Source organism: Comamonas sp. lk (assembly GCF_900564145.1).
Taxonomy (GTDB): domain Bacteria; phylum Pseudomonadota; class Gammaproteobacteria; order Burkholderiales; family Burkholderiaceae_C; genus Comamonas.
On sequence record NZ_UOOB01000001.1, the window covers coordinates 1,541,321 to 1,556,923 of the forward strand.

At 52.7% G+C, this 15,603-nt stretch carries 4 protein-coding genes, 4 tRNA genes and 7 rRNA genes; 12 read left to right on the forward strand and 3 right to left on the reverse strand.

Features of this window, described 5'->3' with window-relative positions:
* The first annotated feature begins 404 nt into the window (after positions 1-404).
* The 12 genes from EAO39_RS06890 to EAO39_RS06945 all read left to right on the forward strand — a co-directional run bounded on the left by EAO39_RS06890 (position 405) and on the right by EAO39_RS06945 (position 12,409).
* Positions 405-1,937 (forward strand): 16S ribosomal RNA (locus tag EAO39_RS06890).
* A 103-nt stretch (positions 1,938-2,040) separates the two neighbouring features.
* Positions 2,041-2,117 (forward strand) — tRNA-Ile (locus tag EAO39_RS06895).
* A 29-nt stretch (positions 2,118-2,146) separates the two neighbouring features.
* Positions 2,147-2,222: transfer RNA gene (locus EAO39_RS06900), tRNA-Ala, on the forward strand.
* A gap of 366 nt (positions 2,223-2,588) precedes the next feature.
* Positions 2,589-5,468: ribosomal RNA gene (locus EAO39_RS06905) — 23S ribosomal RNA — on the forward strand.
* A 169-nt stretch (positions 5,469-5,637) separates the two neighbouring features.
* Positions 5,638-5,750: ribosomal RNA gene (rrf, locus tag EAO39_RS06910) — 5S ribosomal RNA — on the forward strand.
* A gap of 330 nt (positions 5,751-6,080) precedes the next feature.
* Positions 6,081-7,613 (forward strand): 16S ribosomal RNA (locus tag EAO39_RS06915).
* A 103-nt stretch (positions 7,614-7,716) separates the two neighbouring features.
* Positions 7,717-7,793: transfer RNA gene (locus tag EAO39_RS06920), tRNA-Ile, on the forward strand.
* Positions 7,794-7,822: 29 nt separating this feature from the next.
* A tRNA-Ala gene (locus EAO39_RS06925) sits at positions 7,823-7,898 on the forward strand.
* Between the two features lie 366 nt (positions 7,899-8,264).
* Positions 8,265-11,144 (forward strand): 23S ribosomal RNA (locus EAO39_RS06930).
* 169 nt (positions 11,145-11,313) lie between these two features.
* Positions 11,314-11,426 (forward strand): 5S ribosomal RNA (gene rrf / locus EAO39_RS06935).
* A gap of 25 nt (positions 11,427-11,451) precedes the next feature.
* A 5S ribosomal RNA gene (gene rrf, locus EAO39_RS06940) occupies positions 11,452-11,564 on the forward strand.
* Together the 16S, 23S and 5S rRNA genes with 4 tRNA genes alongside form the textbook arrangement of a ribosomal RNA operon.
* Positions 11,565-11,662: 98 nt before the next feature.
* Entirely contained in the window at positions 11,663-12,409 is a 747-nt protein-coding gene (locus EAO39_RS06945) for a 16S rRNA pseudouridine(516) synthase (RefSeq protein ID WP_120966759.1), read from the forward strand.
* Positions 12,410-12,480: 71 nt separating this feature from the next.
* On the opposite strand, the gene EAO39_RS06950 is transcribed toward EAO39_RS06945, so the two are convergent.
* The 3 genes from EAO39_RS06950 to EAO39_RS06960 all read right to left on the reverse strand — a co-directional run bounded on the left by EAO39_RS06950 (position 12,481) and on the right by EAO39_RS06960 (position 15,592).
* Positions 12,481-13,293 carry a DNA/RNA non-specific endonuclease gene (locus tag EAO39_RS06950; protein ID WP_120970785.1) on the reverse strand — a complete coding sequence of 271 codons (813 nt, stop codon included), beginning with the start codon at positions 13,291-13,293 and terminating at the stop codon, positions 12,481-12,483.
* Between the two features lie 416 nt (positions 13,294-13,709).
* A complete protein-coding gene (locus tag EAO39_RS06955; RefSeq protein ID WP_120966760.1) occupies positions 13,710-14,153 on the reverse strand; it encodes an RNA-binding S4 domain-containing protein in 444 nt (147 codons plus the stop codon).
* On the reverse strand, positions 14,150-15,592 hold the full coding sequence (locus tag EAO39_RS06960) for a sensor histidine kinase (protein WP_240466909.1): 1,443 nt from the start codon (positions 15,590-15,592) through the stop codon (positions 14,150-14,152). Before EAO39_RS06960 ends, EAO39_RS06955 begins: the two co-directional genes overlap by 4 nt.
* Positions 15,593-15,603: the final 11 nt, after the last annotated feature.

Here is a 15,603-nt window from a genome sequence, read left to right on the forward strand (position 1 = left end):
AAAAAGACGATCGCAAGATCGTCTTTTTTATTGAGAGGCTTGCGAAGGCGGGTTGATCTAAGCTTTGAGTTGTTTGCAGGGTTTTTATCTTGTGTACAATGAAGGGCTGCACTCAGCAAAACGCAAAATTTGCTAGTCGCCAAAAGGTTGAGAGGTTTTCCTCTGGTTGATGAAAGTAGTGCTACAATGAAAGGCTTCGCTGATCGCAGCAAGCAAAAAAATGAAAGCCGGTTTAGATTGGTTTTTGTTCTCGGATCCTTAACAAGATACAGCCGATAAGCGTGGGCGTTTGATGGCAAGCAGCCAAGTTCTTTAGAACTAAATCAAACGCTCATGGAAATAGAAGTGAAGTTCACTTCAATTCCGTTTTTATGAGTGAGTCGCAAGACTTTAAATTCAAGATCGAACTATAGAGTTTGATCCTGGCTCAGATTGAACGCTGGCGGCATGCTTTACACATGCAAGTCGAACGGTAACAGCACTTCGGTGGCTGACGAGTGGCGAACGGGTGAGTAATACATCGGAACGTGCCTAGTAGTGGGGGATAACTACTCGAAAGAGTAGCTAATACCGCATGAGATCTACGGATGAAAGCAGGGGACCTTCGGGCCTTGTGCTACTAGAGCGGCTGATGGCAGATTAGGTAGTTGGTGGGGTAAAGGCTCACCAAGCCAACGATCTGTAGCTGGTCTGAGAGGACGACCAGCCACACTGGAACTGAGACACGGTCCAGACTCCTACGGGAGGCAGCAGTGGGGAATTTTGGACAATGGGCGCAAGCCTGATCCAGCAATGCCGCGTGCAGGATGAAGGCCTTCGGGTTGTAAACTGCTTTTGTACAGAACGAAAAGTCTTGGGTTAATACCCTGGGACCATGACGGTACTGTAAGAATAAGCACCGGCTAACTACGTGCCAGCAGCCGCGGTAATACGTAGGGTGCAAGCGTTAATCGGAATTACTGGGCGTAAAGCGTGCGCAGGCGGTTATGTAAGACAGAGGTGAAATCCCCGGGCTCAACCTGGGAACGGCCTTTGTGACTGCATAGCTAGAGTACGGTAGAGGGGGATGGAATTCCGCGTGTAGCAGTGAAATGCGTAGATATGCGGAGGAACACCGATGGCGAAGGCAATCCCCTGGACCTGTACTGACGCTCATGCACGAAAGCGTGGGGAGCAAACAGGATTAGATACCCTGGTAGTCCACGCCCTAAACGATGTCAACTGGTTGTTGGGTCTTAACTGACTCAGTAACGAAGCTAACGCGTGAAGTTGACCGCCTGGGGAGTACGGCCGCAAGGTTGAAACTCAAAGGAATTGACGGGGACCCGCACAAGCGGTGGATGATGTGGTTTAATTCGATGCAACGCGAAAAACCTTACCCACCTTTGACATGTACGGAATCCTTTAGAGATAGAGGAGTGCTCGAAAGAGAGCCGTAACACAGGTGCTGCATGGCTGTCGTCAGCTCGTGTCGTGAGATGTTGGGTTAAGTCCCGCAACGAGCGCAACCCTTGCCATTAGTTGCTACATTTAGTTGAGCACTCTAATGGGACTGCCGGTGACAAACCGGAGGAAGGTGGGGATGACGTCAAGTCCTCATGGCCCTTATAGGTGGGGCTACACACGTCATACAATGGCTGGTACAAAGGGTTGCCAACCCGCGAGGGGGAGCTAATCCCATAAAGCCAGTCGTAGTCCGGATCGCAGTCTGCAACTCGACTGCGTGAAGTCGGAATCGCTAGTAATCGTGGATCAGAATGTCACGGTGAATACGTTCCCGGGTCTTGTACACACCGCCCGTCACACCATGGGAGCGGGTCTCGCCAGAAGTAGGTAGCCTAACCGCAAGGAGGGCGCTTACCACGGCGGGGTTCGTGACTGGGGTGAAGTCGTAACAAGGTAGCCGTATCGGAAGGTGCGGCTGGATCACCTCCTTTCTGGAAAACCGCTGCTTCAATTGAACGCCCACACTTATCGGTTGTTGGAACAAGCCAAGGCTTGGTAGATGAGAAGAGATTCTTGCTTGCCGGGTTGAGGAATGGGTCTGTAGCTCAGCTGGTTAGAGCACTGTGTTGATAACGCAGGGGTCGTTGGTTCGAGCCCAACTAGACCCACCATAAATTCCAACGCCAGGTTAGAGGATCCCGGGGGATTAGCTCAGCTGGGAGAGCACCTGCTTTGCAAGCAGGGGGTCGTCGGTTCGATCCCGTCATCCTCCACCAAAACCTAGTGCCTGAGGGTGCTATAATCGAAGGCTCTTCAATACAAAAGCAGTCTGGCTTCAGACTGCTTTTGTATTGATCAATCTGATCAATAGGCTGTTCTTTAAAAATTCATAGAGTCGAAATCAGCGTTGCTGGTGGAAACTGCACATTCGTAAAGGTTTAGTGCAGACCGTGCCACCAGCAACAATTTTGATTGCGTCAAAACAAATATTTTGCGAAAGCAAAGATATTTAGTAATGACGAATATCTCCAAGATAGCAATATCGAGGAATTATTCACATTACGGCATAACGCGTGAGGTGTGAGACCTCACCAGTCTTTGATTTTGATTTTGTTGTTTCGCAAGAGACATCAAAGTTATAGGGTCAAGTGACTAAGAGCATATGGTGGATGCCTTGGCGATTACAGGCGACGAAAGACGTGATAGCCTGCGATAAGCTTCGGGGAGCTGGCAAATAAGCTTTGATCCGGAGATTTCTGAATGGGGAAACCCACCTAGCAATAGGTATCGCAACCTGAATACATAGGGTTGCGAGGCGAACCTGGAGAACTGAAACATCTAAGTACCCAGAGGAAAAGACATCAACCGAGATTCCGATAGTAGTGGCGAGCGAATTCGGAACAGCCTTCTAGTGATAGTCAGATTGCTAACAAAACGGAATGGAAAGTCCGGCCATAGTGGGTGATAGCCCCGTATGTGAAAGCAGTTTGGTGGTACTAGGCTAGAGAAAAGTAGGGCGGGGCACGAGAAACCTTGTCTGAATATGGGGGGACCATCCTCCAAGGCTAAATACTCGTAATCGACCGATAGTGAACCAGTACCGTGAGGGAAAGGCGAAAAGAACCCCGGGAGGGGAGTGAAATAGATCCTGAAACCGTATGCTTACAAAAAGTCGGAGCCTCGTAAGGGGTGACGGCGTACCTTTTGTATAATGGGTCAGCGACTTACATTCAGTGGCAAGCTTAACCGAATAGGGGAGGCGAAGAGAAATCGAGTCCGAATAGGGCGTCTAGTCGCTGGGTGTAGACCCGAAACCAAGTGATCTATCCATGGCCAGGATGAAGGTGCCGTAACAGGTACTGGAGGTCCGAACCCACTAGTGTTGCAAAACTAGGGGATGAGCTGTGGATAGGGGTGAAAGGCTAAACAAACTTGGAAATAGCTGGTTCTCTCCGAAAACTATTTAGGTAGTGCCTCAAGTATTACCGTCGGGGGTAGAGCACTGTTTAGGCTAGGGGGTCATGGCGACTTACCAAACCTATGCAAACTCCGAATACCGACGAGTACAGCTTGGGAGACAGAGCACCGGGTGCTAACGTCCGGACTCAAGAGGGAAACAACCCAGACCGCCAGCTAAGGTCCCTAAAATTGGCTAAGTGGGAAACGAAGTGGGAAGGCTAAAACAGTCAGGATGTTGGCTTAGAAGCAGCCATCATTTAAAGAAAGCGTAATAGCTCACTGATCGAGTCGTCCTGCGCGGAAGATGTAACGGGGCTAAGCCAGTTACCGAAGCTGCGGATGTGCAATTTATTGCACGTGGTAGGAGAGCGTTCTGTAAGCCTGTGAAGGTGTCTGGTAACGGATGCTGGAGGTATCAGAAGTGCGAATGCTGACATGAGTAGCGTTAAAGGGGGTGAAAAGCCCCCTCGCCGTAAGCGCAAGGTTTCCTACGCAACGTTCATCGGCGTAGGGTAAGTCGGCCCCTAAGGTGAGGCAGAGATGCGTAACTGATGGGAAACAGGTCAATATTCCTGTACCGATATGTAGTGCGATGTGGGGACGGAGAAGGTTAGCTCAGCCAACTGTTGGAAATGTTGGTTCAAGCCTGTAGTCATGCCTGGTAGGCAAATCCGCCGGGCTAAGATGAGGGGTGATAACGAGTCTGCTTGCAGACGAAGTGAGTGATACCCTGCTTCCAGGAAAAGCCACTAAGCTTCAGCTACATACGACCGTACCGCAAACCGACACTGGTGCGCGAGATGAGTATTCTAAGGCGCTTGAGAGAACTCAGGAGAAGGAACTCGGCAAATTAACACCGTAACTTCGGGAGAAGGTGTACCCCTAGTAAGTGAAGTTGTACAAATGGAGCTAAACGGGGTTGCAAAGAATAGGTGGCTGCGACTGTTTAATAAAAACACAGCACTCTGCAAACACGAAAGTGGACGTATAGGGTGTGACGCCTGCCCGGTGCTGGAAGATTAAATGATGGGGTGCAAGCTCTTGATTGAAGTCCCAGTAAACGGCGGCCGTAACTATAACGGTCCTAAGGTAGCGAAATTCCTTGTCGGGTAAGTTCCGACCTGCACGAATGGCGTAACGATGGCCACACTGTCTCCTCCTGAGACTCAGCGAAGTTGAAATGTTTGTGATGATGCAATCTCCCCGCGGAAAGACGGAAAGACCCCATGAACCTTTACTGTAGCTTTGTATTGGACTTTGAACAGATCTGTGTAGGATAGGTGGGAGGCTTTGAAGTGTGGTCGCTAGATCACATGGAGCCAACGTTGAAATACCACCCTGGTGTGTTTGAGGTTCTAACCTTGGTCCATTATCTGGATCGGGGACAGTGCATGGTAGGCAGTTTGACTGGGGCGGTCTCCTCCCAAAGCGTAACGGAGGAGTTCGAAGGTACGCTAGTTACGGTCGGACATCGTGACGATAGTGCAATGGCATAAGCGTGCTTAACTGCGAGACTGACAAGTCGAGCAGATGCGAAAGCAGGACATAGTGATCCGGTGGTTCTGTATGGAAGGGCCATCGCTCAACGGATAAAAGGTACTCTGGGGATAACAGGCTGATACCGCCCAAGAGTTCATATCGACGGCGGTGTTTGGCACCTCGATGTCGGCTCATCTCATCCTGGGGCTGTAGTCGGTCCCAAGGGTATGGCTGTTCGCCATTTAAAGAGGTACGTGAGCTGGGTTTAAAACGTCGTGAGACAGTTTGGTCCCTATCTTCCGTGGGCGCTGCAGATTTGAGGAAGCCTGCTCCTAGTACGAGAGGACCGGAGTGGACACACCTCTGGTGTATCGGTTGTCACGCCAGTGGCATTGCCGAGTAGCTAAGTGTGGAAGAGATAACCGCTGAAAGCATCTAAGCGGGAAACTCGTTTCAAGATGAGATCTGCCGGGGCCTTGAGCCCCCTAAAGAGTCGTTCGAGACCAGGACGTTGATAGGTCAGGTGTGGAAGCGCAGTAATGCGTTAAGCTAACTGATACTAATTGCTCGTGAGGCTTGACCCTATAACTTTGATTGAGAAATCAAGGTGAAGACTGAACGTGAAAGCGTTCAAGTTATGCCAGGCGCAATCAAAAGATAAAAAAGCTGATAAAGACTCTATGAATTCGTTGGATTGAAGGTGGCTTGATCAAGAAGTTGATTGAGGGCCTTGGATCTGACAAAAAGTTTATGCCTGATGACCATAGCGATTTGGTACCACTCCTTCCCATCCCGAACAGGACAGTGAAACGAATTTGCGCCGATGATAGTGCGGGTTCCCGTGTGAAAGTAGGTCATCGTCAGGCTCTTACGCCTAAACGCCCGGCTCAGCGCCGGGCGTTTTCTTCTCCTTCTTCGCAATGAAGGATGAGAAGAAAACGCCAAAACGTTTAAAAGCATGGCGAAAGTCGTGCTAAAATCAAAGGCTTCGCTGATCGCAGCAAGCAAAAAAATGAAAGCCGGTTTAGATTGGTTTTTGTTCTCGGATCCTTAACAAGATACAGCCGATAAGCGTGGGCGTTTGATGGCAAGCAGCCAAGTTCTTTAGAACTAAATCAAACGCTCATGGAAATAGAAGTGAAGTTCACTTCAATTCCGTTTTTATGAGTGAGTCGCAAGACTTTAAATTCAAGATCGAACTATAGAGTTTGATCCTGGCTCAGATTGAACGCTGGCGGCATGCTTTACACATGCAAGTCGAACGGTAACAGCACTTCGGTGGCTGACGAGTGGCGAACGGGTGAGTAATACATCGGAACGTGCCTAGTAGTGGGGGATAACTACTCGAAAGAGTAGCTAATACCGCATGAGATCTACGGATGAAAGCAGGGGACCTTCGGGCCTTGTGCTACTAGAGCGGCTGATGGCAGATTAGGTAGTTGGTGGGGTAAAGGCTCACCAAGCCAACGATCTGTAGCTGGTCTGAGAGGACGACCAGCCACACTGGAACTGAGACACGGTCCAGACTCCTACGGGAGGCAGCAGTGGGGAATTTTGGACAATGGGCGCAAGCCTGATCCAGCAATGCCGCGTGCAGGATGAAGGCCTTCGGGTTGTAAACTGCTTTTGTACAGAACGAAAAGTCTTGGGTTAATACCCTGGGACCATGACGGTACTGTAAGAATAAGCACCGGCTAACTACGTGCCAGCAGCCGCGGTAATACGTAGGGTGCAAGCGTTAATCGGAATTACTGGGCGTAAAGCGTGCGCAGGCGGTTATGTAAGACAGAGGTGAAATCCCCGGGCTCAACCTGGGAACGGCCTTTGTGACTGCATAGCTAGAGTACGGTAGAGGGGGATGGAATTCCGCGTGTAGCAGTGAAATGCGTAGATATGCGGAGGAACACCGATGGCGAAGGCAATCCCCTGGACCTGTACTGACGCTCATGCACGAAAGCGTGGGGAGCAAACAGGATTAGATACCCTGGTAGTCCACGCCCTAAACGATGTCAACTGGTTGTTGGGTCTTAACTGACTCAGTAACGAAGCTAACGCGTGAAGTTGACCGCCTGGGGAGTACGGCCGCAAGGTTGAAACTCAAAGGAATTGACGGGGACCCGCACAAGCGGTGGATGATGTGGTTTAATTCGATGCAACGCGAAAAACCTTACCCACCTTTGACATGTACGGAATCCTTTAGAGATAGAGGAGTGCTCGAAAGAGAGCCGTAACACAGGTGCTGCATGGCTGTCGTCAGCTCGTGTCGTGAGATGTTGGGTTAAGTCCCGCAACGAGCGCAACCCTTGCCATTAGTTGCTACATTTAGTTGAGCACTCTAATGGGACTGCCGGTGACAAACCGGAGGAAGGTGGGGATGACGTCAAGTCCTCATGGCCCTTATAGGTGGGGCTACACACGTCATACAATGGCTGGTACAAAGGGTTGCCAACCCGCGAGGGGGAGCTAATCCCATAAAGCCAGTCGTAGTCCGGATCGCAGTCTGCAACTCGACTGCGTGAAGTCGGAATCGCTAGTAATCGTGGATCAGAATGTCACGGTGAATACGTTCCCGGGTCTTGTACACACCGCCCGTCACACCATGGGAGCGGGTCTCGCCAGAAGTAGGTAGCCTAACCGCAAGGAGGGCGCTTACCACGGCGGGGTTCGTGACTGGGGTGAAGTCGTAACAAGGTAGCCGTATCGGAAGGTGCGGCTGGATCACCTCCTTTCTGGAAAACCGCTGCTTCAATTGAACGCCCACACTTATCGGTTGTTGGAACAAGCCAAGGCTTGGTAGATGAGAAGAGATTCTTGCTTGCCGGGTTGAGGAATGGGTCTGTAGCTCAGCTGGTTAGAGCACTGTGTTGATAACGCAGGGGTCGTTGGTTCGAGCCCAACTAGACCCACCATAAATTCCAACGCCAGGTTAGAGGATCCCGGGGGATTAGCTCAGCTGGGAGAGCACCTGCTTTGCAAGCAGGGGGTCGTCGGTTCGATCCCGTCATCCTCCACCAAAACCTAGTGCCTGAGGGTGCTATAATCGAAGGCTCTTCAATACAAAAGCAGTCTGGCTTCAGACTGCTTTTGTATTGATCAATCTGATCAATAGGCTGTTCTTTAAAAATTCATAGAGTCGAAATCAGCGTTGCTGGTGGAAACTGCACATTCGTAAAGGTTTAGTGCAGACCGTGCCACCAGCAACAATTTTGATTGCGTCAAAACAAATATTTTGCGAAAGCAAAGATATTTAGTAATGACGAATATCTCCAAGATAGCAATATCGAGGAATTATTCACATTACGGCATAACGCGTGAGGTGTGAGACCTCACCAGTCTTTGATTTTGATTTTGTTGTTTCGCAAGAGACATCAAAGTTATAGGGTCAAGTGACTAAGAGCATATGGTGGATGCCTTGGCGATTACAGGCGACGAAAGACGTGATAGCCTGCGATAAGCTTCGGGGAGCTGGCAAATAAGCTTTGATCCGGAGATTTCTGAATGGGGAAACCCACCTAGCAATAGGTATCGCAACCTGAATACATAGGGTTGCGAGGCGAACCTGGAGAACTGAAACATCTAAGTACCCAGAGGAAAAGACATCAACCGAGATTCCGATAGTAGTGGCGAGCGAATTCGGAACAGCCTTCTAGTGATAGTCAGATTGCTAACAAAACGGAATGGAAAGTCCGGCCATAGTGGGTGATAGCCCCGTATGTGAAAGCAGTTTGGTGGTACTAGGCTAGAGAAAAGTAGGGCGGGGCACGAGAAACCTTGTCTGAATATGGGGGGACCATCCTCCAAGGCTAAATACTCGTAATCGACCGATAGTGAACCAGTACCGTGAGGGAAAGGCGAAAAGAACCCCGGGAGGGGAGTGAAATAGATCCTGAAACCGTATGCTTACAAAAAGTCGGAGCCTCGTAAGGGGTGACGGCGTACCTTTTGTATAATGGGTCAGCGACTTACATTCAGTGGCAAGCTTAACCGAATAGGGGAGGCGAAGAGAAATCGAGTCCGAATAGGGCGTCTAGTCGCTGGGTGTAGACCCGAAACCAAGTGATCTATCCATGGCCAGGATGAAGGTGCCGTAACAGGTACTGGAGGTCCGAACCCACTAGTGTTGCAAAACTAGGGGATGAGCTGTGGATAGGGGTGAAAGGCTAAACAAACTTGGAAATAGCTGGTTCTCTCCGAAAACTATTTAGGTAGTGCCTCAAGTATTACCGTCGGGGGTAGAGCACTGTTTAGGCTAGGGGGTCATGGCGACTTACCAAACCTATGCAAACTCCGAATACCGACGAGTACAGCTTGGGAGACAGAGCACCGGGTGCTAACGTCCGGACTCAAGAGGGAAACAACCCAGACCGCCAGCTAAGGTCCCTAAAATTGGCTAAGTGGGAAACGAAGTGGGAAGGCTAAAACAGTCAGGATGTTGGCTTAGAAGCAGCCATCATTTAAAGAAAGCGTAATAGCTCACTGATCGAGTCGTCCTGCGCGGAAGATGTAACGGGGCTAAGCCAGTTACCGAAGCTGCGGATGTGCAATTTATTGCACGTGGTAGGAGAGCGTTCTGTAAGCCTGTGAAGGTGTCTGGTAACGGATGCTGGAGGTATCAGAAGTGCGAATGCTGACATGAGTAGCGTTAAAGGGGGTGAAAAGCCCCCTCGCCGTAAGCGCAAGGTTTCCTACGCAACGTTCATCGGCGTAGGGTAAGTCGGCCCCTAAGGTGAGGCAGAGATGCGTAACTGATGGGAAACAGGTCAATATTCCTGTACCGATATGTAGTGCGATGTGGGGACGGAGAAGGTTAGCTCAGCCAACTGTTGGAAATGTTGGTTCAAGCCTGTAGTCATGCCTGGTAGGCAAATCCGCCGGGCTAAGATGAGGGGTGATAACGAGTCTGCTTGCAGACGAAGTGAGTGATACCCTGCTTCCAGGAAAAGCCACTAAGCTTCAGCTACATACGACCGTACCGCAAACCGACACTGGTGCGCGAGATGAGTATTCTAAGGCGCTTGAGAGAACTCAGGAGAAGGAACTCGGCAAATTAACACCGTAACTTCGGGAGAAGGTGTACCCCTAGTAAGTGAAGTTGTACAAATGGAGCTAAACGGGGTTGCAAAGAATAGGTGGCTGCGACTGTTTAATAAAAACACAGCACTCTGCAAACACGAAAGTGGACGTATAGGGTGTGACGCCTGCCCGGTGCTGGAAGATTAAATGATGGGGTGCAAGCTCTTGATTGAAGTCCCAGTAAACGGCGGCCGTAACTATAACGGTCCTAAGGTAGCGAAATTCCTTGTCGGGTAAGTTCCGACCTGCACGAATGGCGTAACGATGGCCACACTGTCTCCTCCTGAGACTCAGCGAAGTTGAAATGTTTGTGATGATGCAATCTCCCCGCGGAAAGACGGAAAGACCCCATGAACCTTTACTGTAGCTTTGTATTGGACTTTGAACAGATCTGTGTAGGATAGGTGGGAGGCTTTGAAGTGTGGTCGCTAGATCACATGGAGCCAACGTTGAAATACCACCCTGGTGTGTTTGAGGTTCTAACCTTGGTCCATTATCTGGATCGGGGACAGTGCATGGTAGGCAGTTTGACTGGGGCGGTCTCCTCCCAAAGCGTAACGGAGGAGTTCGAAGGTACGCTAGTTACGGTCGGACATCGTGACGATAGTGCAATGGCATAAGCGTGCTTAACTGCGAGACTGACAAGTCGAGCAGATGCGAAAGCAGGACATAGTGATCCGGTGGTTCTGTATGGAAGGGCCATCGCTCAACGGATAAAAGGTACTCTGGGGATAACAGGCTGATACCGCCCAAGAGTTCATATCGACGGCGGTGTTTGGCACCTCGATGTCGGCTCATCTCATCCTGGGGCTGTAGTCGGTCCCAAGGGTATGGCTGGTCGCCATTTAAAGAGGTACGTGAGCTGGGTTTAAAACGTCGTGAGACAGTTTGGTCCCTATCTTCCGTGGGCGCTGCAGATTTGAGGAAGCCTGCTCCTAGTACGAGAGGACCGGAGTGGACACACCTCTGGTGTATCGGTTGTCACGCCAGTGGCATTGCCGAGTAGCTAAGTGTGGAAGAGATAACCGCTGAAAGCATCTAAGCGGGAAACTCGTTTCAAGATGAGATCTGCCGGGGCCTTGAGCCCCCTAAAGAGTCGTTCGAGACCAGGACGTTGATAGGTCAGGTGTGGAAGCGCAGTAATGCGTTAAGCTAACTGATACTAATTGCTCGTGAGGCTTGACCCTATAACTTTGATTGAGAAATCAAGGTGAAGACTGAACGTGAAAGCGTTCAAGTTATGCCAGGCGCAATCAAAAGATAAAAAAGCTGATAAAGACTCTATGAATTCGTTGGATTGAAGGTGGCTTGATCAAGAAGTTGATTGAGGGCCTTGGATCTGACAAAAAGTTTATGCCTGATGACCATAGCGATTTGGTACCACTCCTTCCCATCCCGAACAGGACAGTGAAACGAATTTGCGCCGATGATAGTGCGGGTTCCCGTGTGAAAGTAGGTCATCGTCAGGCTCTTACNTCTGACAAAAAGTTTATGCCTGATGACCATAGCGATTTGGTACCACTCCTTCCCATCCCGAACAGGACAGTGAAACGAATTTGCGCCGATGATAGTGCGGGTTCCCGTGTGAAAGTAGGTCATCGTCAGGCTCTTACAGTGAAAACCCCGTAGTCGAAAGGCTGCGGGGTTTTTTATTTAATGGGCCGTATTTGCTCTACTGCACCGTGTGAACTAGAAAGGCGTTGATATGCAATTGCAGGACATGTTGTATTCCCAAGGTTTTGGTATCCGTCGCGTGTGCTCTGGTCTGGTGCAGCAGGGCTGGGTAGAGCTGTGGAACCCCGAGAGCAAGGCTTGGGAGCAGGTTCTGGACTCCACTCTGGATATCGAACCTGAGGGGCTGCGCTTCAAAGTGCAAGGCGTGGAGTGGGAATATCACGCACTCGGTTATGTGCTGCTGCATAAGCCTGCTGGTACAGAGTGTTCGCAAAAGCCGTCGGCCCACCCTAGCATTTACTCCTTGCTGCCAGCACCGCTGCGCCTGCGCCCCAACAAAGGGGCAATTCAAGGCGTGCAGGCGGTTGGTCGACTGGATCAGGATACGACGGGCTTGCTTTTGCTCAGCGATGATGGCCAGTTCATTCACCGTATGTCGTCACCCAAAAAGCATGTGGCCAAGGTGTACCGCGTGACTTGCAAGCATCCGCTGGATGCCAGTCAGGTACAGCGTCTGCTGGATGGTGTGGTGCTTGATGATGATCCCAAGCCCGTGAAGGCTGCGGCGTGCGAGCAGGTGGATGAACATGTACTGGACCTGACTTTGACCGAAGGCAAATACCATCAGGTCAAGCGCATGCTGGCTGCTGTGGGCAACCGGGTGGAAGGCCTGCATCGCTGGAAGATGGGCGAGCTGGAATTGCCTGCCGATCTGGCGCCTGGGCAGTGGCGTTGGCTGACGGCCGAAGATCTAGCCAAGCTCAAGCCTGCCAAGTGAGTCTTGAATTCGAAAGCAAAAGGCCCCGGAGATGACTCTCCGGGGCCTTTTTTGATGCTTGCACTGCTGTATCAGCGCTGTTGAATGCGAGCGTCACCTTCCTTGGCAGCCTGCTGCAAGGGCGCCGAGGTTTGCAATGCGGTACCCGGCAGAAATTCAATGCCGGTGCGGCGCACCAGTTCTTCATAGCTGATGGGCTGGCTGACGCGGGCCGCGTCATCATTGGCTTGCCAGTGAGCCCAGGCGCGATGGGTCTGGGCGTCATAGACCAGCTTGTACAGAAAGGTGGGAACATGCACCTGGTTGCCACCCACGCTGGCGGCATCGGCGGCAAATACGGGGCCGGTGATGACGAAGACATCGCCCCGGGCACGTTGGGCGTAGCTGCGCGTATCTTTTTCAATGCGAGCCCAGGGGCCCGAATTTTGCTTGCTGGACTGGGGCACCATATTGGCCAGCGAAAAGCTTTGGGCCATGGCCTGGGCTGTGGGCATGTCGCCCGCTGGGGCCATGTGGCCGCGGGAGTAGCCTGAACGTTTGTAGTCATCGAGCTCGGCGCGCTCATTGCGAGGCAGGCGGGCATCGGTAAAAAACTTGTTGGTGCGCTTCTCGTCGGCATCATCCACCAGTTCCCGGTTCAGGCGTTGGGCAACGAAGACCGGGGTCTTGGTCTGGCCGCTATGCAGTATGGCAAAAGCGTCATAACAAAGCGCACGCAATTTTGGCTGCTCGTTCAATGCAGGAGGCTTGCCGTTCGCAAAGAATTGCGGGCACTGGCTAAAGCCTTGGGTGCTGCTGGAAGGGTTTTTGATGCCCGCCTGGCTGGCTGTGGCCGTGCTGAGTGGCGTCTTGGCGTTGCAGGCCAGGCTGCTGAGCGAGAGCAGAGCCACCGCGCTGTAGCGCATCAAAGAGCTGCGTAAACGGAATGCCGAGGGTGTGCGGTTGAAGGGTTGAGGCATGCGTATATCGAATGCAAGCGGCAATGCGCGCTTGCATGAACCTTGGAAGAAAGCGTGGGGGAGTGCTCTGAAATAGTGAGCTGTTTGCGACTTTGAGATATAGGTTTCCTGATTAAAGTTCCAGGAAACCTAATCAATGTAAGCGCAAGATGCTCTCATTTTATGAGGTGCCGGCTTTTCAAAACCCTGAATATTCACTTGATGGGGCAAGGGCCAGCTTTGGTGAGCTGCGTCGGGAGCAGCCGTGCATGTGGCAGACCCATCAGCCTGTGCCGAAGACAGGCGTTCCCACTGCAGAGGCCTGTTGGCGTCAATACCTGCGTCGGATGGGCGTGAAACGTTCAATCATCGATGGATGCGCTCCAGCGGTCGCCCCAGCGCTCGCTGTTGTCCTGGCGCGCACGGTCAATCTCACGGCGATCGCGCTTGGTGGGACGGCCGGTATGCAGAGCAGCCAAAGCCTCTGCGGGTTCAGGGGCCAGGCGCCGCTGTTCAGCCAGTTGCTCGCGTATGGCAATGCTCTGGGCGGTTTCCTCATAAAGCTGCTGGGCCACGGGGGCCGGGCCGCGCATGCCGCTGAGCCCGCGCACCAGCACTTCCTTGGGAATATTGCCTTGCTTGAGATGAATGCGGTCGCCCACGCGTATCTCGCGCGAGGCCTTGGCGTTGGAGCCGTTGACGGTCACGCGGCCCCTGCCGATTTCTTCCACAGCCAAGCTGCGCGTCTTGTAAAAGCGCGCGCACCACAGCCATTTGTCCAAGCGCATGGATTCGATTTCACTCATGGCTCTATTGTGCCGCTGTCATCTGGGCTCGGTGCAAGCGGAAGTTGCACCAGGGCCTGCAGGCCGGCCACATCGCCTTCCACGGTATGCAGATTGCGCAACTCGATATGGCCGCCCAGGGTTTGGGCGATCTCCTGACAGATGGCCAGACCCAGGCCCGAGCCGCTGCGGGCATTGCCGGCGGAAAATGGCTGAAACAGCCGCTGTGCCAGCTCGTTGTCAATGCCGCTGCCGCTATCGATGATGCTCAGCCGGGCTTGTTGATCTTGGGCTCTCACGTCGATCTGCAAGCGCCCGCCCTGCGGTGTGTGGCGTATGGCGTTGTGCAGCAGATTGCGCGTGAGTTCGCGCAGCATCCATTCATGCGCTGCCGTGGGGCAGGCTTGGGTCTCGATGGCGAAGTCCATATCGTGCTCGGCGATCAGCGGCGACAACTCCAGCGCCACATCGCGCACCACTTCATCGAGAAGACAGACGACGGCCGGCGTGCTGGCACTCCTGTCTTCCTGCCGCAGCTGCTCCACCTTGGCCAGAGCCAGCATCTGATTGGCCACCCGTGTGGCGCGGTCGACGGTGGTGTTGATTTCATCCAGAGCCTGCATGGGCGGTATGTCGCCGCGCTGGGCCGATTGCACCTGTGCTTTGAGCACGGCCAGCGGCGTGCGCAGCTGATGCGAGGCATCGCGCACAAAGCGTTTTTGGTTGCTGAGCAGCAAGCGCAGCCTGTCCATGGTCTGGTTGGTGGCATCCAGCAGGGGCTGCATTTCTCGCGGTGCTTCGGGGGCGCTCAAGGGGCTGAGATCTCCTTGCGCACGCTCGCGCACATCGTGGCTGAGCTGGCGTATGGGCCGCGTGGCGCGCTGCACCACAATCACCACGATCAAGGCGACCACCAGTACCAGCAAGGCTTGTCGGATCAGGGTGTCGCGCAGAATCTGCAGGGCCAGGGTTTCACGCAGCTCCAGGGTTTCTGCAACTTGAATCACGGCCATGCCGCGTCCGTTGAAACTGGCAACCGGTTGCAGCAGCACGGCCACGCGCACCGGCCGTCCGCGAAAATGGTCGTCATAGAAATCCACCAGCGCGGCATAGGGCGGGCGCGGTGGAATCTTGCCGCGCCACATGGGCAGCTCCTCAAAGCCCGAGATCAGTTCGCCGTCGAGGTTGGAGACGCGGTAGAACATGCGGCTCTGGTTGTCGGCCTCGAAGATCTCCAGCGCGGAGTAGGGCACGATGGCGCGCAGATGGGCATTCTCGTCAAAGCCTTGCACATCGATCTCCTCGCTGATGCTTTTGGCCGATGCCAGCAAGGTGCGGTCATAGGCAGTGTGCAGCGAGGCCAGCGTTTGCTGATAAAGACTCCAGGCATTGAGGGCAATCAGCAAGACCACCGGCAGCAAAATGCCGGTCAGCAGCAGCCGGCGCAGGGACCATGCCATAGGCTGCGCCG

Excerpts from the sequence above, each read along its gene's own strand:
- EAO39_RS06960 (WP_240466909.1), bottom strand. The coding sequence starts at position 15,592 with ATGGCATGGTCCCTGCGCCGGCTGCTGCTGACCGGCATTTTGCTGCCG.
- EAO39_RS06955 (WP_120966760.1), bottom strand. The coding sequence starts at position 14,153 with ATGAGTGAAATCGAATCCATGCGCTTGGACAAATGGCTGTGGTGCGCG.
- EAO39_RS06945 (WP_120966759.1), top strand. The coding sequence starts at position 11,663 with ATGCAATTGCAGGACATGTTGTATTCCCAAGGTTTTGGTATCCGTCGC.